Source organism: Nocardioides sp. NPDC006273, from assembly GCF_040613495.1.
In the GTDB taxonomy this organism is placed as follows: Bacteria; Actinomycetota; Actinomycetes; order Propionibacteriales; family Nocardioidaceae; genus Nocardioides.
This window is the reverse complement of record NZ_JBEXSD010000032.1, coordinates 25,023-44,562: the sequence shown is the minus strand read 5'-3', so window position 1 is coordinate 44,562 and position 19,540 is coordinate 25,023. Positions and strand designations below refer to the sequence as shown.

At 64.2% G+C, this 19,540-nt stretch carries 23 protein-coding genes; 8 read left to right on the top strand and 15 right to left on the bottom strand.

The window, feature by feature from the left end; all coding sequences use genetic code 11:
* The first annotated feature begins 43 nt into the window (after positions 1-43).
* Both ABZZ22_RS15320 and ABZZ22_RS15315 read left to right on the top strand, forming a co-directional pair.
* A complete protein-coding gene (locus ABZZ22_RS15320; protein ID WP_354932766.1) occupies positions 44-778 on the top strand; it encodes a helix-turn-helix transcriptional regulator in 735 nt (244 codons plus the stop codon).
* A gap of 10 nt (positions 779-788) precedes the next feature.
* Entirely contained in the window at positions 789-1,262 is a 474-nt protein-coding gene (locus tag ABZZ22_RS15315) for an NUDIX domain-containing protein (protein WP_354932764.1), read from the top strand.
* 38 nt (positions 1,263-1,300) lie between these two features.
* Here the strand turns inward: ABZZ22_RS15315 and ABZZ22_RS15310 are convergent, their stop codons facing one another.
* The 10 genes from ABZZ22_RS15310 to ABZZ22_RS15265 form a co-directional block, all read right to left on the bottom strand.
* Positions 1,301-1,852 carry a DUF4145 domain-containing protein gene (locus ABZZ22_RS15310; protein ID WP_354932762.1) on the bottom strand — a complete coding sequence of 184 codons (552 nt, stop codon included), beginning with the start codon at positions 1,850-1,852 and terminating at the stop codon, positions 1,301-1,303.
* A 95-nt stretch (positions 1,853-1,947) separates the two neighbouring features.
* Positions 1,948-2,091 (bottom strand): hypothetical protein, encoded by a 144-nt coding sequence (locus ABZZ22_RS15305; protein ID WP_354932760.1) that lies wholly within the window; start codon positions 2,089-2,091, stop codon positions 1,948-1,950.
* A complete protein-coding gene (locus ABZZ22_RS15300) occupies positions 2,088-2,378 on the bottom strand; it encodes a hypothetical protein (protein WP_354932758.1) in 291 nt (96 codons plus the stop codon). Before ABZZ22_RS15300 ends, ABZZ22_RS15305 begins: the two co-directional genes overlap by 4 nt.
* Positions 2,379-2,723: 345 nt before the next feature.
* Positions 2,724-2,966, bottom strand: a complete 243-nt coding sequence (locus tag ABZZ22_RS15295; RefSeq protein WP_354932756.1) for a hypothetical protein — start codon at positions 2,964-2,966, stop codon at positions 2,724-2,726.
* Positions 2,967-3,144: 178 nt separating this feature from the next.
* The gene (locus ABZZ22_RS15290; protein WP_354932754.1) at positions 3,145-4,038 is read right to left on the bottom strand and encodes a hypothetical protein; all 894 of its coding nucleotides are present in this window, start codon (positions 4,036-4,038) and stop codon (positions 3,145-3,147) included.
* A gap of 1,626 nt (positions 4,039-5,664) precedes the next feature.
* Positions 5,665-6,369, bottom strand: a complete 705-nt coding sequence (locus ABZZ22_RS15285; RefSeq protein ID WP_354932752.1) for a hypothetical protein — start codon at positions 6,367-6,369, stop codon at positions 5,665-5,667.
* Between the two features lie 311 nt (positions 6,370-6,680).
* On the bottom strand, positions 6,681-7,664 hold the full coding sequence (locus ABZZ22_RS15280; protein WP_354932750.1) for a hypothetical protein: 984 nt from the start codon (positions 7,662-7,664) through the stop codon (positions 6,681-6,683).
* A 750-nt stretch (positions 7,665-8,414) separates the two neighbouring features.
* Entirely contained in the window at positions 8,415-8,588 is a 174-nt protein-coding gene (locus tag ABZZ22_RS15275) for a hypothetical protein (RefSeq protein WP_354932748.1), read from the bottom strand.
* A 726-nt stretch (positions 8,589-9,314) separates the two neighbouring features.
* Positions 9,315-10,097 carry a hypothetical protein gene (locus tag ABZZ22_RS15270; RefSeq protein ID WP_354932746.1) on the bottom strand — a complete coding sequence of 261 codons (783 nt, stop codon included), beginning with the start codon at positions 10,095-10,097 and terminating at the stop codon, positions 9,315-9,317.
* Between the two features lie 212 nt (positions 10,098-10,309).
* Positions 10,310-11,881, bottom strand: coding sequence for a recombinase family protein (locus ABZZ22_RS15265; protein ID WP_354932744.1), 1,572 nt, complete (start codon positions 11,879-11,881; stop codon positions 10,310-10,312).
* 141 nt (positions 11,882-12,022) lie between these two features.
* On the opposite strand from ABZZ22_RS15265, the gene ABZZ22_RS15260 reads away from it, so the two are divergent.
* Positions 12,023-12,373, top strand: a complete 351-nt coding sequence (locus ABZZ22_RS15260; protein WP_354932742.1) for a hypothetical protein — start codon at positions 12,023-12,025, stop codon at positions 12,371-12,373.
* Here ABZZ22_RS15260 and ABZZ22_RS15255 read toward each other — a convergent pair.
* From ABZZ22_RS15255 to ABZZ22_RS15245, 3 genes are all read right to left on the bottom strand, one after another.
* On the bottom strand, positions 12,290-12,847 hold the full coding sequence (locus ABZZ22_RS15255; RefSeq protein WP_354932740.1) for a DUF305 domain-containing protein: 558 nt from the start codon (positions 12,845-12,847) through the stop codon (positions 12,290-12,292). The two genes, ABZZ22_RS15260 and ABZZ22_RS15255, sit on opposite strands and share 84 nt — an antisense overlap.
* Before the next feature lie 177 nt (positions 12,848-13,024).
* Entirely contained in the window at positions 13,025-13,339 is a 315-nt protein-coding gene (locus tag ABZZ22_RS15250) for a type II toxin-antitoxin system PemK/MazF family toxin (RefSeq protein ID WP_354932738.1), read from the bottom strand.
* Positions 13,332-13,550, bottom strand: a complete 219-nt coding sequence (locus tag ABZZ22_RS15245) for a ribbon-helix-helix protein, CopG family (protein ID WP_354932736.1) — start codon at positions 13,548-13,550, stop codon at positions 13,332-13,334. Before ABZZ22_RS15245 ends, ABZZ22_RS15250 begins: the two co-directional genes overlap by 8 nt.
* 99 nt (positions 13,551-13,649) lie before the next feature.
* Between ABZZ22_RS15245 and ABZZ22_RS15240 the strand changes: the two genes are divergently transcribed.
* Positions 13,650-14,738, top strand: coding sequence for an alpha/beta fold hydrolase (locus ABZZ22_RS15240; RefSeq protein ID WP_354932734.1), 1,089 nt, complete (start codon positions 13,650-13,652; stop codon positions 14,736-14,738).
* 49 nt (positions 14,739-14,787) lie between these two features.
* Positions 14,788-15,396, top strand: coding sequence for a pentapeptide repeat-containing protein (locus ABZZ22_RS15235; protein WP_354932732.1), 609 nt, complete (start codon positions 14,788-14,790; stop codon positions 15,394-15,396).
* An 11-nt stretch (positions 15,397-15,407) separates the two neighbouring features.
* On the opposite strand, the gene ABZZ22_RS15230 is transcribed toward ABZZ22_RS15235, so the two are convergent.
* The gene (locus ABZZ22_RS15230; protein WP_354932730.1) at positions 15,408-15,977 is read right to left on the bottom strand and encodes a TetR/AcrR family transcriptional regulator C-terminal domain-containing protein; all 570 of its coding nucleotides are present in this window, start codon (positions 15,975-15,977) and stop codon (positions 15,408-15,410) included.
* Positions 15,978-16,089: 112 nt separating this feature from the next.
* On the opposite strand from ABZZ22_RS15230, the gene ABZZ22_RS15225 reads away from it, so the two are divergent.
* From ABZZ22_RS15225 to ABZZ22_RS15215, 3 genes are read left to right on the top strand one after another with little or no spacing between them, the layout of a single operon-like run.
* Positions 16,090-16,698, top strand: a complete 609-nt coding sequence (locus tag ABZZ22_RS15225) for a biotin transporter BioY (protein ID WP_354932728.1) — start codon at positions 16,090-16,092, stop codon at positions 16,696-16,698.
* Positions 16,691-17,395, top strand: coding sequence for an ABC transporter ATP-binding protein (locus tag ABZZ22_RS15220; protein ID WP_354932726.1), 705 nt, complete (start codon positions 16,691-16,693; stop codon positions 17,393-17,395). The genes ABZZ22_RS15225 and ABZZ22_RS15220 overlap by 8 nt, the downstream gene beginning before the upstream one ends.
* Positions 17,392-17,997 carry an energy-coupling factor transporter transmembrane protein EcfT gene (locus ABZZ22_RS15215; RefSeq protein WP_354932724.1) on the top strand — a complete coding sequence of 202 codons (606 nt, stop codon included), beginning with the start codon at positions 17,392-17,394 and terminating at the stop codon, positions 17,995-17,997. Before ABZZ22_RS15220 ends, ABZZ22_RS15215 begins: the two co-directional genes overlap by 4 nt.
* A gap of 136 nt (positions 17,998-18,133) precedes the next feature.
* Here the strand turns inward: ABZZ22_RS15215 and ABZZ22_RS15210 are convergent, their stop codons facing one another.
* Positions 18,134-19,540 carry an amidase gene (locus ABZZ22_RS15210; RefSeq protein WP_354932722.1) on the bottom strand — a complete coding sequence of 469 codons (1,407 nt, stop codon included), beginning with the start codon at positions 19,538-19,540 and terminating at the stop codon, positions 18,134-18,136.

Genomic DNA, 19,540 nt, shown 5'->3' with positions numbered 1-19,540 from the left:
TCGCTACAGGGACATTCAGGGACACTCGTGACAGAGTTCAGCCATGGGGAACATCCGCCTACGCAGCGCGATGAACGCGCTCGGACTCTCACCGGCACGCCTCGGCGCTCTGGTCGATGTCGACGCCAAGACCGTCGAGCGCTGGATCACTCAAGACCGGATCCCTCGACCTAAAGCACGAGCCCGGGTCGCCGCGGAGCTAGGCAAGGATGAAACCTACTTCTGGCCCGTCCTTCTGGGCACTGACCATGCCGTCAGTCCTACTACGTCGGAGATCACCAGAGTCTGGCCCACACGCTCATCTGTGCCCTCGGACGTGTGGCAGAGGCACCTGGATAACGCACGAGAGCACGTCGACCTGCTCGTCTATGCCGCCATGTTCCTCACCGACACGTATCGCCTACCCGAGACGCTCGCCCGCCTGAGCAAGGCTGGAGGCAAGGCGCGCATCCTCTTGGGCGATCCAACGAGCGACGTCCTAGTGCAGCGTGGACGTGACGAAGGGATGCCGAACGTCCCCGGAAGGGCCGCATCCGCATTCGAGTTCCTCGCCGCCTCGGCGTCCCTGCCGGGCGTCGAGATCCGCCTACATGACACGGCGTTGCACGCCTCCCTGTACCGGTTCGATCAGACCCTGCTGGTCAACGTCCATAGCCACGGACTTCCGGCGAAGGACTCGCCGGTTCTCGAGTTGGCTGATGTGCCTGGCGGTCATCTGCACAGTTACTACATGGGCGCGTTCGATCGCGTCTGGTCCAGCGCTCGATGCACTGAATAGGCTTGAGGACATGCCTCGGACCGACTGGCACGACGACCCAGCAGCCCCACCAGTGAACAGCCTGAAGCCAGCAGCAGCCGTCTTCGTCGAACGCGATGACGAGGTTCTCCTAATTCAACGCAGCGACAACGGCAAGTGGTCCATGCCTGGCGGCACGATGGAGTACGGCGAGAGCCTGACCACCTGCGTAGTCCGGGAAACGCTGGAAGAGACTGGCATCCAGATCCAGTGCACCGGCATGGTCGGCGTCTTCACTGATCCGCTCCACCGCATCGAGTACGACAACGGCGAGGTACGTCAGCAGTTCGCCATCGTCTACCGCGCCGAGTACCTCGCCGGAGAGCCGACTGTCAGCCCCGAGAGCCCCCGGGTCGAATGGGTCCCACGGTCAGACGTTCTTGGGCTCACTATGGACCCAAGCCAGCGCATGAGGCTTGCCTGGGCGATCGAGCATCCGGACGCAGTTCGACTCGACCCGGCGTAGTCGGTATCGGCGCGGCTGGTCACGATCCTCGGTGAGCGCTACTTCGAGTTGTCGCGACGCTCAATCGCAGCCAGTTTGGCCTCAGGCAGCTTCGCGAACAGTCCGCCGATATGCTTCGGCCTAGCGATCACCTGATCGACGATGATGTTCACAAGGTTGAACAGCGCCGGAAGCAAGTCATCATCCTCGTCGAGGTTGATCTCCCCCGGATGCACCGACTCATTCCCGACAATCCGGAGCACGTCCATCGCTTGCTGAACCTGTGGGTCCAGCCTCTTCTGGACCAGTGCGCCGATCTTCGTGTCAATCTTGCCCCTGCCTGGCTCCAACTCATCTACGAGCATCTGGAGCGCCAGCCTGAGCAGACCAGCCGCGCTCTTACGCGAGACAGGCGCAACTTCTCTCGCTTCGTTGTAGATCGCCAGCACGTCGCCAGGCATGTCAGGATGCGGCTTCTCGCCCTGCCGGTTCAGTGGGAACACCATCGTTTCATGATGCCAGATGCTGAACTTCAGACACTTTGTCGCCGTGCACTGCGCGATATCGAAGCCGTCGACCGTGCTCAGCCCCTCCTTCCCGAACATCCTCATGTCAGACCAGTCCTGTAACGCATAGACGCCGCAGTGAGGGCAGTGAAAGGACTCACGCTGATACGCGGGGGAACGGTCCTCCGTCAGTTCCAGACTCACTTCGTCTCGGCTTTCAGCATCGCCTCAACCTCAGCGTTCGGCTCGATCTGGCCCAACTTCACTCCGCGCTTGTAGGTGACCTCCAGCCACTCCTGCCAGAGCGGATCCTCGGTCATGATCTCGGCACTCTTGATGCTCACTTGTCCTCCTCAGTCTTTGCCAGATCCGGCCGCCCGACACCGTCGGCCATGCGCGCACGCACCCATGCGTTGACGCGCTTGCCCAACTCACGGTCCGACAGTTCCTCGCGTGCCTCCGCCCGAACATGAGCTTCGACCAACTCCCACAGCTCAACGGGTGCCGGTACGGCCCTTCGGGGGTGTCTACGCAGGGCCTCGGAATCCTGCCCAACGGCCTTACGTTCGTCGTACGTCCGCGTGTCCTTCGTCGCCACGCGCCGTATCATCCCACCAACGGCAACCGCCATGCATCCTCCTTCTCTCCAGCCCCTGTAGGGTTGGGAACGGCTCTCGGACAAGTACCAGTTGACCGAGAGCCACTCTCACGCCTCAGGGTCTATCGGCGCACGTGTTTGGCTACATCCACGTCTCGCCAGACCTCACGCCGCCTCAGCAGGATCGTGACCAGTACGGGGTACTGCTGGTCCATGTCTCCTACGACGATTGCCAGACCATCTCTGATGTATCGAGCGTGCGTTCCCACCTCTTCGGTCACTTGAGGCTCGCTGAGCGTCCGCTGGATCACATCCCACGGAACGTCCCTCTCGATCCGTCGAAGGGTGAAGTGCCTTGTCATAACGCACCGCTCCAGCTCAAGCCGCCTCATCGCCGGCCTCCATCCTCTCGATGGACTGCTCCAGGCTCGACCACGCCGAGAACGCTTCGGCAAACTCCAACACACTCAGGATCAGATCCGTCTGAGCCTGCATCGTGGCGTAGTCCAACGTCTCACTGGCGATGCCAGGAAGGTTCGCCTCTCCAAGCGTCCCGAGCACGTCAACAACCTTGGAGTAGGTCACTCCTTTGCTCGCGACATCGGCGAGCAACTCGTCCATGTGTGCGGACATACCCTCTGCCACTTTCCGGCCTTCCTCATTATCTATCATCCGACAGTTATCAGACTTCGAGAACCTCTCAGTCGGTTGAGAGGTTGGTGGCCCTAAAGGAGTCGAACCCTCAGCGCCGATTGACGCCCTCGCCAGAGAAGGGCCAAGCCCGAGATAGAGCGCCCGATCAGGCAGCAGCCGCGACAGGCTCAGACGGAGCCGTGAGGATCGCCTCAGAAGCCCAGTGGAGCGCAGCAGAGACCGACTCGCGGTCAACATTCGGCATCGACCCCATGCGGGTTAGATCTGCGATGGCAGCCATGATCTGAGCGACCGTGAGCCCCTCGAAGGGGTTGTCCTCCGTCGCCTTGGGAGCGTCTGCACCCTCGCCTTCGGCCTCGCCCGAGTCCTCGACCTTCTCGGCCTTCACCTTGGCCTTTGGCGTGCGCCGAGTCTTGCCATCCGTGCCGAGCGACATCCGACCCTCTGCCTTCTTCGGGTCGACCTTCTTTGACCAGTTGGCTGCCGTGCCGCTGGAGATGCCGAACATCTTTGCAAGCACAGGCTGAGACATCCCCTGAAGCCAAAGGATCTCGAAGACCTGCATCTTCTGATCCTTGGGAAGCTCGTGAAGGGCCGGGATGTCCTTGAAGACATCGCAGATGTAGGCAGTCCAGGACTTGAAGCCAAGAGCCTTGTAGAAGTCTCCCGCCTTCTGCGCCTCGTCGACGGCTGCCAGGAGCGCCCGAACCGCCTCCGCGAAGGACACCGCAGCCACCGCGAGACCTTCCGCTGCACTCCGCAGCGAGCGAGTCAGGGCATCGGCACTCTCTTCCTCCTGAGCCTTCCGAGCCTTCTCGGAGAGCGTGACCGTAAGAACGTCCTTCGCGGACTTGCCACGACCCACGGTCTCCCACGAGAGCGTCACGTCCGCCTGGGTGACCTCGGCAAGGGCGTACGCCTTACTGCGGAAGGTCCCAGCCTCCGCGATGACGGACGTACCATCAGCCTGCTTCAGCAACTTGACGATGCGCGCCTTCTGCGCGTCGGTCAGGTTTTCGATCTTGGTAAGGATGGACATTCGCGCTTTCCTCTTCTCAAACTCTCATTCCTGAGAGGTTGCAGTTTCTGACGGACTCGTCAGGCACGTTCCTTTCGTGCGACTCCCAGTGTCGGGAGTTTCGTCCGCTGTCAGAGTCGGATACCGAGACGTTCGGCAAGTTCGGAAGGGTCGTAACCGTCTCCCGTATTCACTCGCCAGAGCGTGAGTCCCGTAGTGCCGAACTTCAAGTCATCCCTTTTCGCAGTAGCGATACGGAGAACGTCCTTTGTGTCGATGCTCATGACCCGCTTTCTTCGGATGGATCCATCCACTCATTCCTTGGCAACTCACCACTGGATACCTTCACTCACATGAAGGTATCCAGCAACGGGGGACGATGCAGGATGCAAGATCCTTCGGCGCGCTCATCTCATCGCGTCACTCACACCTTCCCCGGTGCTTTCATTCATCTGAGACCTGACGTTGCCGCTAACCACCCAAAAGGGGTATCTCCCCTGCCAGCCGTCGCACGCTTACCTATCGCCTACCCACCGGAGGGCGTGAACCGCTACAGATCCGGTATCCGTGCCGAATGACACAGGGAGCGTTAGAGCCATGTCGCACTGTGGCGCGCTCTGCTATCGCTACTTCTCAGCCGCTATTGAGTTATCAAGTGTCATGCGATGCAGTTTCGAGCGTCCTATCCAGATCCGCTTTCAGCCCTGCCCTTGTTCGCCTTGCTGGCCGAACGAGAAGAACCATAACATGGATGGATCCATCCAAAGCAACCCTGAATGCAAACTTCTTTGCGAGTGCACGGATAAGCGCAGGTCAAGACCACAAAGAAAGTTTGAGGCGACCCTTTCGCCGACGTCATCGATGGCCCTGAGCGTTGACCTGAGCGCCTTTCAGAGGACACCCGGAGCCACCTCCGCCTCGCCCTCTATAGGGCTCACAGATTGGCGCTCGCCATGCCTGACGAATGCATTTAGACCGACGCACCGAAAGTCGAGCAAGTCGACAGGAATAGGGGGCATGACCCCTTCGCGACGATCGCAGGGACCGGCATGTCACAGCGGCAAAGATCCCGCCACTGTTTAGAAGTCGACGACTTACCGTGGCATAAACACATAAAAACCCCCTCCGAGCCCTTATCCAGGCAGGGAGGGGGTCTATGTCACAGGTATGTGATTGCTCTTGCGCGTGTGGCTCTCACTGTCGGCATCCCACGCGCTACAGATGCGTCAAGGCGGCCGTGACAGTCTCGGCATCGTGGTTGGTAGTGCTCCAGGTGCTCGCAGTACGGAAGGTGACCATTCTTGTCTCGCGTCTCATCACGACACGGGCCGACGTAGGACCAGTGCACAGCCCAGTCACCACAGTCGATGCACTTCCTTTCGCTCGCGGGCCCGTATGCCTTGCGTGCTCGTGCATGTTGACGCTCATACCCTCGGTCGATGCCATCGTGCTTGATCGGCCTGCCAGAAGTGCAGCCACAGGAGCGAACTTTGTTGCGGAGTGCGCTCTCCCGTGTCTTCGTCTCGCCGCCACACTCGCACCGGCACTGCATGAGCCGGTGACCACCGTCGTAGCCAGCATCACCAACGACAGTCAGCTTGCCGAACACCTCGCCCTCGCGAATGGGTTGATACCTTCGTTTCCCGCTCACGCTGCTACCTCCTGAGATGAGTCGTTCGCCTCGATCACCGCGTGAACGGCCTTTGCTCGATCCCATGACGTGCGAAGCTCATCCTTCAGAGCCGTAATGGTCACAGGCTTCCCCTGGGCCTTGCGTCGACGAGCGACCTCGACACCTTGTGCGATGAGAACGTCATCGGTCCTAGTCGGTGCTCGCCTTGTGTTCTTCGCCTTGCTGCCTCCAGCCGGCTTGCCGACGAACCTCTCAGCAGGGTGAGAGGTTGCCGCCTTTTTGGGCAACGGGTGACCCTCGAGCTCAGGAGTGAGGGCAACGGCAACGCGAGAAGCCGTCTCCGTGCTCAGGTACAGCGCCAGAGTGCCGAGAAGCCCATAGGCCACAAGAAGCCAGGCAGGAACCTTGTCTCCGACGACGTTGAGAGCGTGCGCGACATTCATGGAACCACTCATGAGAGCGAAGATCGCAACGGACGTGACGGCGAACCGCCTCCCCTTCTTGTCGGAGAGGATCAGAGCACCAAGGATGCCCGTGACGGTTCCTACGTCAGCGAGAAGCGCGTATGCCCATGCGGCGTAGGTAGGTAGATGGATACTCTCCGCCGCCGCGAGAGCCGCAGGCAGAACGGCGACGAAAGCGAGCACCGCGACGGCGGCGAGAGTGCCCAAGAGAAGCGTTGTGGCTACCTTCTTGGCACTTGGGATGGATACAGCCATGGAGTCTCCTATTCTCGATGCTGGAAGCCCTCGGAAGGGCACAAGGAAGCCCGTAGACGTCCCTAGCGGAGTCAGGACGTCTACGGGCTGTGCTAGGGCCTCGGAGCGGTCCTCAGAGGCTCTCGGTCCATGCTCGGAAGAGCGTCAGCGCCGCGGCCCGTACTTCTGAGCCAGTGCGCGCGGGTCGAGCGTCCCGCGCTCGCCCTTCGGGTTGAGTCCACCTTCAAGGCGAAGGGACTCTTCGTCCTCTTCCTCCCACGACGCAGGGGGAGCATCGAGACGCTGAATTACGGCTCGAACTCGGTCTTGCATCACGCCTCCTTCGAAACGGAGGTGCCGTAGTTGGCGGTCGCGGTGATCTCGAACTCAAGACCGAGACCGATGGCCCGACCGTTCGCCAACTCGACCGAGAGGGGCTCAGCCTGGACGACCTTGGCCCCCTTCACGAAGCCGACGCTCTGGACGAAGCCGCCACGCTGGGCGATCTCGGCGCACACGCCATCAGCCTTGTCCTTCAGTTCGTTGATCGAGAAAGGAGACACAGATGGGTGAGTCGACCGGCTGTGCACCGCCAGATGACCGCGAAGGACTACCGTGTCACCGTCGACACTCACAACCTCCGATGCGCCGATCTCGTGCTGGACGTAGACACCGAGCGTCTTCACAAAGGCACCGCTCGCCGGGTCATACGACTCGGCCATGGCGTCCAGTCCCCGGCCGATCACACGAGCGAGGCTGGCGGCGGACGGGTGAGCGATGTACGGGTTGGACAGGATCCAGCCATCGGACGAGAACCCCAGCCCCGGCTGCTTGAAACCCTTGCCCTGGTACTTGAACGAGGGGACAGTGAACGACGAGACCTTCCGCATCGAGTGAGACTCGAACAGCGACTTCACCTCGTCGCGAGTCGGCTGCACGCCGCCGTAGAACTCCAGCCACGCACCGCCCTTGGCGTAGCCGCCCCCGGTGTGCTCGGCGGCACCGTGCGGCTTCACCAGAACGGCAGGGTTGCCGTCTTTGATCTGCTCCGGGTCAGTGGTGATGACAGCTGCACGGGGGATGCTCAGACCCTCAGCGCTCTCCAGGACCGCGACGACAAAGTCAGCGATCTCCGTCGTCCACGAGTCCATCTCGGCATCGCGAGCGGCCAGCTCCTTGGCGGTGCGCTCCACTAGCCACTCGTCGAGGATCTCAGTGAAGTAGATGTTGATGAGTTCATCGCGCGAGAGGGGCCCGCCGTTGATGAAGTCGGCCTTGGCCTTCGCCATGCGCGGCGAGAGCGTGTTCTTGATCATGCCTTGTTGCTCCTATTCGTTGTTGAGAGGGTCGTGCTCGCACTTCGGGCACGACAGACGTTCCATTCGCTGGGTCAGCGGAAGATCGAAGTAAGTCCGCTTCTTGAAAGAGCCGTGTCCCCGTTCGCATGCGACGATCAGACGACGCGATCCGTCGTGCAACATTTGTTCTACGGTTACGAACCCCGTATCCGTGCCGTACACCGCGCCGAGTGGGATCACGCTGCATCACCTTCTAGCCCCATAAAGAGCCGTAGTCGGGCCTCAGCAGCCTTCTGAGCTGCTTGCACTGCTTCGTCGGGGATAAGCCACTCGGGAGGGTCGTATGGCGCTTGAGAAGCCTCAGCAAGCGCCCTGGCTCGATCTCCCTGTTCCTTTGCTTCTGCGATACGCCCTTGGCGGACCAACTCGTTTCGCACCAGCGTTTCCCCTCGGACCTTGTTCTCGGTCACGAAGACGGTTCGCGGCATGTTGGGGTTATGTACTCGATAGGTCACGTTCGACCCCCTTTCGTGGATTGCGATAGAACCTCTCAGCACTGAGAGGTTGAAAGCCGTTGCCCTGTTCTCAGACATGACGAAGCCCTGATTCCCAGGGAGGAGTGATCCTTGGGACTCAGGGCTTCGTCGATCGCATTCGATGTGACAGGGCATCGAATGGCTCGACCCTTTAGGGAGAACAGGAGGTAAGACCTAAAGGGGAGTTCTCTTGCTCAAGATCCTTACATAGTTACAATCGTTAGATCCGCACCTATTCCGTCTCACCTCCCGCGAGCGCCTCATGCATCCATGCCCTAACCCCTTCAAGGGAGAGATCGACTTCCTCAGGTTCTGACTCAGCGAAGGTCCCATAGTTCTCCGAGAACAAGCGCCAATCATCGGCGTCTGCCTTGGACTTCGCCGGAGATGCCTTGGGCTCGTTCATGAGTCTTTCCATCTCCGCCGTTGTGAGCTTCAGGCCACCTTCGCCATTCGCGACCCCCTTTGAGCGACCCTTCGGGCCACACCCGCACGTGGGGCTCTTCCGTCGCCGGAGGGACGAGACACGAACCGAGAAGAAGGTTCCACAGTCACAGAGAGCATGGACGTAGAGCGTCTTCGACCTACTACGTTCGAAGTCTCGCCCCAACGTCACGACGGAGCCGTAACGCTCTCCCTTCCAGTCTCGAAGCCTGTTGTTCCGTCGTCCCTTCTTGCGTCCGGGCCCCGGAGGGTAAGCCATACGAATGGTGCTGAACTTCTCTGGCGCTTCGCCGGGCCAAAGTCCGGTCTCCGAACTGCGTCCTTCGGGAGTCGGCCAGGGACAGATCGGCTCATAGAGGTGCCTGTCCCGTTCTCTTACGTATGCCAAGTGTCTTCCCTTCATGATTGACGGATAGACCGGCCCTTACGGGCCGGCTTGGGCAAGAGCATCGGAAGAAGGAAGGGATCGAAGAGACTCTGTGGGGCCTTCGGCCCCCATGAGCATCAGCCGGGGCGGAGCCCCGGTGAGAGACTCGATGTCCTTCCGGATCTTTCCTCCGGTGGATCACAAAGACCTGTTCGCGGCAGGTGAGCCCGAAGGGCGAACCTGTGCTTGCGAACCAGTCGGAGCGGAGGAGGCGAGCCGGTAGGCGACCCCGACGGAACACCTTGTCCGTTCCTACCTCACTCACCCTGCGAGGGCTTCGTAACGGGCCTCTAGGACGTTCGAACTGGCCCACGCGTAGGCGTATGTCCGTTCGCCCGTCGTGAGCTTGTATGTCGTCTCGGCACCAGCGCCAGCGCCGACCGTCACAACAGAGAGCCAGCCGGACTCTTCCAGGACGCGAACACCTCGCTGGGTGAAGGACACATACCCCGTCTGATCCTTACGACTCACGGCACGGGCAAGGCTCTCCCGCGGAACGTTGACGCTCACGGCTTCGCCGCAAAGCCTCGCAATCTGCTTGGCGACCACGACTCCGTAGAACGACACATGGTTAAGGATCTCGCCATACCAGTCCCCCGCTCTGCCTGTTGGCGGGTAGTCCTCCGCTGCGCGAGCCTCCTGCATGATCCAGAGAACAAGCGTGTCGTGGTCGACCGCCCAGACCTTGAGCCGATGCTTCCGGTAGACCGCTCGACGTAGGCGCACTTGGTGCCCTGACACCTTGTCCGTTCCTGCCTCACACTGAACCTTGATCGGCTCGATGCGACCATGGGGATAAGTCAACGCGAGACAGTTGACGCTCCGGCGTGCGACCCACCCACCCTTTTGAAGCTTCGACAGTTGACGCTCAAGCGTGGCTTTCGACACGTCGACCTCATTCAGAAGGTCGGAAGTAGGCGCATGCGCTGTTCCGGTCTCGTTGGCACGAAGAGCAAGGGCCCCTAACACCTTGTCCATTCCTGCCTCAGCCTCCCTTGCAGTGTCGACCCATGCTTGGGGGTCCACCCCATAGCGGACGCTCAATCTTCCTCCTTCTCCATAGCCCTCCTTCGGGCATGACTTGATAGAGCGCCGAACCGTTCGACGCTCAGCCGCGCTTGCGGCTCGATGACGGAGTGCCGTGCTCTCTACCCTGTTGGGCCAGACGTATCAGGCTGGCCGAAGGTGTCGGTGCCATCGCAGCGTTGGGCCGCAACGGCACCGACAGTTCAACCTCTCAACTCAGTGAGAGGTTGCTACGGAACCAGCCACTTGATCTTCACCAGGTCGTCAGGCTGGGCACCTTCGGAACCGATCTTGCGACCCTTCCCCGGACCTGTGAGCATGATCGACTCACACACTCGCCGGAGGACGGGAGTCATCTTCTCGACATCGGGCTTGCCGATGTGGTCTGGCTCGTTGGAGTCGTCCATGTGCGCCCACTTGATGACATCGGAGAAGGACCACGGCATCCCATCCGTCTCCGTGACCGCATCGTTGATCTGGTCCGTCAGCCTGACAATCTCCCTGTCGATCCTCGCAAGGCCGATCCGCAGGTCTTCCCGAGTGATGAGCCCGAGGGCCTTATCCTCGATCAGCTCGGCGCGGTTCTCCTCGTGCGCCTTTAGTCTCGCCTTGAGAGCGCCGATGTCCTCGCCGCCACCCGCTGGAGCCTTCTGAAGCATCTCTTCCCACATGTAGACGCGCTCGATCACCTGAACCAGAACCATGCTGTCGGCCCACTCGGCAGGAAGGGTCGTCCCGTGGCACGATCCCCCACAGACGTAGACCTTCAGGTGACGCTTGCCGTTCTTGTGCCTCCATGCCGCCCTCATCGGGCCCTCGCACTTGGAGCACTTCGCAAAGCCCGTCAGGAGGTTCTCACGCCTCCCAAAACCCACCCGCGTCCCTGCCGGATACATCCGCCGACTCGGATCGCTCAGGATGCGTACGACGGCGCGAAACACTTCCTCATCGACGATGGGTTCCCATGCGGCCTCTCCGACCTCGGTGCGCCTTTGGTCGTACGTCGCCTTGCAGTCCTCAGGACATCGGTTCCCCCAGTCGCTTTCACCCCTCCGATGGGTGTGCTTCTGGCGCTCGATCTTGACGTAGATCCCAGCGTTCCGAGCGTGCATCAGGACCGGCCTCAGGTGAGTGACCGTCCACGGCTTGCCGCTTCGGCCCGTCACTACTCCGAGCGAGTTGAGGTATCGCGCAGCACCGTTGAGCGATCCTCCCCCGAGAATGTCGTAGTAGATCTGCTTCAGCGCTGGCGCTTCAACTTCGTGAAGCGAGCCGTCCATGTTGAAGCCGAGCGGCCTCGTCGGCCACCAAGGACGACCGGTCTTGGTCAGTCCGCCGTTCTCGATCCTCTGACGATGCTGAGCCTTCTGACGGATCGCCTTCTGCTCGCCCTCGTAGGTGTTCCATGCCGTGACCGTTCGCGCCACGGCTCGGCCTGCCGGACTGCTCAGGTCGAACCAGCCGGCCTCCTTGCTGAACACGTTGATGTTCAGCCGGATGACCCGCTCAAGGTCTTCCGAGATCCTCAGAAGCCGGTCGAGGTGCCAGCACAGGATCGCCTCGGGGTCGCTGTCCAGGAGCCTCTCAAAGCCCGGACGGATGATGCCTGATGTTGCGCTCAGGTCGTTGTCCGCGATGACCTCACGGACGATCCAGCCGCGTGCCGCGGCGTACTCTCTGCACTCCTTCTCCTGCCTCTCGATGCCCAGTTCGTTGCCCTGGGCATCCTCTGAAAGGCGTACATAGATGGTCACTTCGATGTTGCTCAAGTGGTGTCCTGTTCTCCCTTCCTCGACCTTCAAGGACTCAACCTCTCAAGACTGAGAGATTGAAACTCTTGACTGTTCAGAGGAATGATGGTAGAGCACGACAACTTCGTCTTTGTTCTGTCAACGGCGACCTGTCGGTGGCACCGACAGTTGGTGTACGCAGTTGGATGGTAGATGGACCTCTACAAGCACGCCTTCCGGCTCTCGCCGCTGGTCTCCTCCGACATGGTCGCCGACTGCTTCGAGCTCGCCTGGGACATCCGCACGATGGACATGAAGGCCGCCCCCTACGACCTCGCCGAGCTCGGTCTCGACCCGATCCGGATCGAGACGGCCGCCGGGAAGGCGGAGTACGCCGCCGCTCAGCGCGCCTTCGCCGAGCGGGCCGCGCCGCTCCGGGAGCGGCTCATCGCAGTGTGTGACCAGCTGTTGGCCAGGACGTCAGCGAGCCGATCCGACGCGGGCGGCGGACTGCGGCCAGAGGAGCCATCGAGGATGGTCCAGCCACCGTCCGGCCTCGTCTGAGAAGTCCGGCACTGGTCGTTCGGCGGCTTCCCGAGCGGTGGTGGCCTTGCCGTTCTCGGCGATGTCGTCGAGCAGCCAGTCCATCTCCCTGATCTCCTCCACCTGGGTCTTGCTGATCCCGTCGGCGAGCTCACGTACCCGGACGTCCTCGAGGTTCGCCCGCTCGCTGGTCAGGATCGCGATGGAGTGGTGCGGCGTCATCGCCCTCATGTAGGCCTCGTCGCCGACCAGCGTCTGGGACTGCGAGAGGGCGTACGCCGTACCGCCGATCACGAGGGCGGCGACCATGATCACCACGTTGACCACGGTGTTCTTGTACATGCGCCCCCACATGAACCCGAGCATCACGATCGCCATGGCCGAACCCATCAGCACAGCCATGTAGACCCGCTCCTCGCTCCAACGCGCGTGAGCGAACGAGAAGAGGTTGGTGTAGGTGAGCGCGTACATCACCATCGTCGACGTCGCGATCATGGCCCCGAACCGCAGATACATCCTCCGCTGGTCAGACCGGGCACCCGGGTCTGATCCGTGGCTGGCGTTTTCGTCGGTATCTCGCACTGGCCTCATCCTCTCGACTGGATCCGTGGGTCGTCCGGTACCCGCCAGCTCCGGTGACAACCACTCGAGCTCCAGAGCGCGTCAACGCATCTAGGCGCGGCCGCCCGCCCGGAGAGCGAACGCGTTGACGATGCCGGTCGCCAGGGCCGGCTCCTGGCGATCGAAGAAGAAACCCACATGGCGGCCCAGGGCTGACTTGTCGATGGTGATGATGTTGTCGCAGCTGACCACGCACGCCTGATCGAGGCCGTTCTCCGGGCCGACCTCGACCTCGGTGCTCAGACCCTTGATCGTGGAGGTGATCGGGGCGACCGTGACCCGGCGCATCGCGGCTCGCACCGGTTCGCGAGTCAGCACGAGAACCGGTCGCGCCTTGTCCAGGTGAGCGATGTGGATGTCACGCATCGAGTGCTGCGAACTTCACCAGGTCGTCGAAGTCGTCGTAGTCACCCGACTCTTCGAGGATCCGGGCATCCTCCTCGGCGCGACGATGCTGCTGGTAGAGGCTCAAAGCGTCACACACGATCGCTGCTCTCGGACCGTTGCCGGCGCGTACGAGCTCATCGACGTACGCAGCCAGCTCATCGGGGAGCCGGACGGTGATCTGAACGCTCATACCATCATCATACCGTTTTGGGATTCATTGTGCACTCACACATGTCGTCGTGACGGGTACCACACGTGACTCGCAGAGCCGGGTTACGTTAGTCCCACGATGGCCCTCCTTCCCCACCCCCGAAAAGCTGCCGCCTCGATCGCCACCACGGTCGGCGCCGCCGCAGGGAACGTCGCGCACTCGCTGCTCTACGGCGGGCTGGCCGACCTACGGCCGATGCCGCGTACGTTGATCGACGACGGCAACCGACGCGAGCTCTACCACTACCGGCCGCTGGCGGGGACGACCCCGGAGGGCGACCCGGTGCTGCTGGTGACGCCGCTGGCGGCGCCGGCGATCTGCTACGACCTTCGGCGCGGCTGCTCGGTCGTCGAGCATCTGGTGGAGACGAACCGGCCGACCTATCTGGTCGAGTACGGCGAGGTGAACTTCTCCGACCGCAGCCTCGGCATCGAGCACTGGATCGAGCACGTCGTCCCGGAGGCGATCAGGTCGGTCTCCGAGCACGCCGGCGGGCGGCCGGTGCATGTGGTCGGCTGGTCGCTGGGCGGGATCTTCACGATGCTCACCGCCGCCGACTCCCCTGACCTCCCGATCGCCTCGATCGCGGTGCTCGGCTCGCCCTGCGACGTACGTCAGGTGCCGCTGATCGCGCCGCTGCGACCGCTGCTCAACCTGCCGCCGGGCAACCTGGTCACCACCGCCTCGCGCGCCCTCGGAGGCGCCCCGAAGCCGCTGGTCAGATGGGCTTTCCAGATCTCCTCGGTCGACAAGATGTTCACCAAGCCGGTCGCGAAGCTGTCCAACCTGGCCGACCGCGAGTTCCTCGCCCAGCTCGAGGCCGTCGACCGGTTCACCGACAACATCATCGCCTACCCGGGGCGGACGTTCGGACAGCTCTACCACCACTTCTTCCGCACCAACGCGCTGTTCAGCGGGCAGATCGACCTCAGTGCCGACCACTCCGTCTACCTGCGCGACGTCAAGCAGCCCACGCTCGTCGTCGCCGGCGCCAACGACGGCATCGGACCCGTCGCCGCAGTCAAGCCGTTGGTCGACCTGCTCACCGGCGCCGAGGAGCTCCGCTTCGAGATCGTCCCGGGCGGCCATCTCGGCCTGCTCACCGGTCGCGCCGCCCGCGACACCACCTGGCCTCTCCTCGACGAGTGGTTCAATCAGAACGACTGAGCCGGAAGGACCGAGCTGGTTGTCGGTGCGGGCTGGCAAGGTGTGCGCCATGGCGAACCCACCCACCGAGGCGAACGACGAGCACTTCCGCAACGAGGACTGGTACGGAGCCGACCTCACCGGAGCGCGGTTCGTCGACTGCGTCTTCACCGATGTCGACCTCACCGAGGCGACCACGTCGGCGGCGCTCTTCGAGAGGTGCACGTTCCACGGCGGCCGCTTCAACGCCTCAACCCATGTCGGCTCGGCGTTCGTCGGCTGCGACTTCCGGCGTACGAACTTCTTCGACTCGACGTTCGAGGGCTGCAAGCTCAGTGGGACCGAGTTCTCCGGGTGCATCCTGCGGCCGCTGAAGGTGAGCGGCGGCGTGTGGCGCGGCGTCTCGCTGCGGGGCGCGAACCTCGCCCGGCTCGACCTGTCCGGGCTGGACCTGCGCGAGGCCGACCTCTCGCTGGCCGACCTCACCGACGCGGTCCTGCGAGATGCCCGCCTCGGCGGAGCCACGCTCCAGGAGACCACCCTGCACGGGGCCGACCTCCGCGGCGCCGATCTCGACCGTGCCGATCTGACCACGGCTTCGCTGCGCGGGACGAGGCTCGACCTCGCCGGTGCCGTGATGCTCGCCGAGCTGCACGGCGCCGAGGTCGACGCGGGCTGACCGCTGCGACCTCAGCGGCCGGACGAGGCCTCTCTGACGGCCTTGGCCATGGAGATGCCCGCGGCGACCAGACCGAGGCCGGTGACGAAGTCGTCGGTGTCGCGGACGTCGTCCTCGATGGCGCCCGCGGCGGCTGCCTGGAGGTGGGTCTGCTCGTCGACGGCATGGCCGTAGACGAAGTGGAGCAGGGTGCGGGCCGCGACGGGGGCGAGATCGCCGAGGCCGCCGTCCTTCAGGGCGGCGACGAGGTCGTCGTAAGGCTGGGTCGCGCCGAGCCCGAAGGCCCACACGGTGGCGACGACCTCGGCTCCGTCGCGGTAGGCCAGCAGCGAGTCGCGCAGGTCGCTGCAGATGGCGGTGACGCGTACGTCCCAGGCTCCCGACGGCTGGTGCCGGCCGCGGAGCAGGATCTCGTCGGCCACCGCGGCCAGCAGCGACTGCTTGTTGGCGAAGTGGTGGTAGAGGGCGCTGGGGCGTACGCCGAGCTCGGTGCCGAGACGGCGCATGGTCAGGTCGGCGAGGCCGTAGTCGTCGAGGACCTGCAGCGCACGCGCGACGACGTCCTCACGGCGGTATCGCATGGTGCTCCCCAGGGGCCAGGTGGTGGGACGAAGTGGACGAAGACGTACACCGACCTTAACCTGAACACCGTTCACCTGACCACGGTTCAGGTCTGAGTACGCAGGAGCGATTATGACCGAGTCCCCCACGACCGCCGCCGAGACCCCCACGGCGAGGTCGCCGCGCCTCGACGCCACCGACCTCGCGCTGATCGCCGCGTTCGCGGCCCTGATCGCGGTCTGCTCCTATCTCGCCGCCATCCCGATCGGCGGCGCCGGCGTCCCGCTGACGCTGCAGGGCTTCGCCCTCCTGCTGACGGGCGCTCTGCTGGGCCCGCTGCGCGGCACCGCCGCGGTGGTGCTCTATCTCATCCTCGGGATCGCCGGTCTCCCCGTCTTCGCGGGCCACGCGGCCGGCCCGGGGGTCTTCGTCGGCGTGACCGCCGGCTACCTGTGGTCGTTCCCGCTCATGGTGCTCGTGGTCGGCCTACTGGTGAAGTACGTCCTGCGAGGACGCCGCACCAACCCGGTCCTCGTCTTCGCCGTCTGCGTCGTCGGCGTCGTCATCAACCACGTCGGCGGCATCATCGGCATGGCCGTCGTGCTCCGTGTCGGCCTGCTGGAAGCTGCGGCCTTCGACGCTCCCTACTGGATCGGCGACTTCATCAAGGCGGCGGTCGCCGCAGTCGTCGCCTCGCAGGTCCACCGCGCCTTCCCTAAGCTGCTCGCCCGACGTGCCTGAGATCCGCTTCGAGGCCGCCGAGGTCCGGGTCGAGTCCCCGGAGCTCGACGGCGAGCGCACCATCCTCCACCCCACGACCCTCGCCCTGACCGAGCAGCGGATCGGTGTCATCGGCAGCAACGGGTCGGGCAAGTCGACGTTGGCCCGGATGATCAACGGCCTGGTCACCCCGACGTCCGGGAGCGTCACCGTCGACGGCCTCGACGTGGACCGCAAGGGGGCCGCCGTGCGCCGGCGCGTCGGGTTCACCTTCACCGACCCCGCCGCCCAGCTGGTGATGCCGACCTGCGTCGAGGACGTCGAGCTGTCCCTGCGCAGGACCGTGAAGGACCGCGTACGCCGCAAGCAGGTCGCCCTCGAGACGCTGGCCCGGTTCGGGCTATCCGAGCGAGCCGAGGTCAGTGTTCACGCTCTCTCCGGAGGCCAGCGCCAGCTGCTCGCGCTGGCCGGCGTGCTCGCCACCGAGCCGGAGGTGATCGTCACCGACGAGCCGACCACGCTGCTCGACCTGCGCAACACCCGGATGGTCGGCGACCTGCTCTTCTCACTCCCCCAGCAGCTCGTCCTCGTCACCCACGACCTCGACCTCGTACGCCGCTGCGAGCGGGTCCTCGTCGTCGAGGACGGCCGGGTCTGCTACGACGGCGAGGCCGACGCCGCCGTCAAGCACTACGTCAGGACGGTGGGCGCCGAATGAGCATGACCATCGGGCTCTACCGCGCCGGCGACACCGTGCTCCACAGGCTTCCGGTGGGCGCCAAGATGCTCGGTCTGGCGGTGCTCAGCGTCGCCATCGTGGCGCTGCGCGGCCCGCTGCTCTCGCTCGGTTTCCTCGGCGTCGCCATCGTCCTCGCCCTGATCGGCCGGCTCGACCTGCCGTCCACCGCACGGGCGCTGCGCGCCGTACTCGTCATCGCACTCGTGATCGCGCTCCTGCAGTGGTGGCTGTTCACCTTCGACCGGGCGGTGGAGTCCCTGCTCGACCTCGTCTCCCTCGGCCTGCTGGCACTCACCCTGACCTCGACCACGCCGACCACCGAGACCCTCGACGCCGTCGTACGCTGGATCCGGCCCCTGCAGCGCTTCGGGCTCGACCCGGAGCGGGTCGCCCTCACCATCTCGATGGCGATCCAGGCCCTTCCAGGCACTCTCACCCTGGCTCAGGAGACCCGCGACGCCGCCCGAGCTCGCGGCCTCGGCCGCTCCCCCCGGGCGTACCTCTCCCCCTTCGTCATCCGAGTCGTCGCCCGCGCCCACGAGACCGGGGATGCCCTCAAGGCCCGCGGCCTAGGCGACTGACCCCCAGCCGACTGACCCCCAGCCGAATCGGTAGTTCTGGCGGGCCGAATCTGTAGTTGTGGGCGACGAAAGTCGACTTTCGTCACCCACAACTACAGATTCGGCGCGCCACTTCTACGGTCTCGGCGCGAGGGGGCTACCAGCCGGGCGGAAGGCGGTGGTCCCAGAGGGCGGCGGCCTCGATCTGGGCGGAGAGCGAGAGCAGCAGGGACTCCTGGGCGGGGCGGGCGGCGAGCATGACGCCGACTGGGAGGCCGGAGGGGGTCCAGTGGAGGGGCAGGGAGATCGCTGGCATGCCAGTGACGTTCCAGGCCGAGGTCCAGGGGGTGAACTCCTTCTGCGCCTGGAAGTCGGCCGCGGGATCGGCGTCATTCCGGATCGCGCCGACGAGGGGCGGCGGAGTGGCCAGGGTCGGGGTGAGGACGGCGTCATAGGGGGCGAGCGCCTCCAGGGTCGCGGCGGCGTACCGGCGCAGCTCCGCGACCGCCAGCCCGAACTCGGGTCCGCTGACCGCCTCTCCCCGCTCGGTGAGCCAGCGGGTCAGCGGCCGGATCCGGGATCGCTGGTCCGGGGCGAGGTTGACCACCGACATCGCGGTGCCGACGGCCCAGACCGTCTCGAAGACGGCGACCGCCTCGACCGGCATCGGACGAGGGATGTCCACGATCTCGTGACCCAGCGACGCCAGCAGCGTCGAGGCGTTCTCCCACGCGGCGACGCACTCGGCATCGACGGCGGTCTCCGCGATCAGCGGCTCGATGAACCGGGCGATGCGCAGCCGTCCCGGCGGCCGCTCGCACGCGTCCAGGAAGGGGAGCTGCTCCTCGGGCGCCCAGAAGGGATCACCCGTACGCCGCCCCGCGAGCACATCGAGAAAAGCCGCCGTATCCCGCACCGACCGAGCGATCGGGCCGGCGGTGGAGAGCCCCGCCGCGTCGCCGTACATCGGCGACGGGGAGATCCGACCGCGGGTCGGCTTCAGACCGACCAGCCCGCAGCAGGAGGCCGGGATCCGGATCGAGCCGCCGCCGTCGGAGCCCTGCGCGACCGGCACGAGCCCGGCAGCCACGGCAGCGGCCGCACCTCCGGAGGAGCCACCGGCGATCCGCGTACGGTCCCAGGGGGTGACGGCGGGCGGGGCCACATCCGGCTCGGTGTAGCAGGGAGAGCCGAACTCGGGGGTGTTGGTCTTCCCGAGCGAGATCATCCCGGCCGCCTCGATCGACAAGGTGACGTTGTCGGAGACGTCCGGCACGAAGTCGGCGAAGACCGCCGACCCGAAGGTCGTGCGCACCCCGCGGGTCAGATTGAGGTCCTTGATCGCCGTCGGGACTCCCCACAGCGGTGAGGCGCCGACCGGCTTGACCACGAGCTCGCGGGCGCAGGTCGAGATCCGCTCCTCGGCCACGGTGACGAAGGCTCCGACATCGTCGAGCCTGGCGATCCGGTCGAGATAGTGCTCGGCCAGCTCTCCCGGGGAGATCTCGCATCGATGCAGCAGCTCTCCCTGTTCCAGGGCGGTCAGATCATGAAGCTCGGCCAC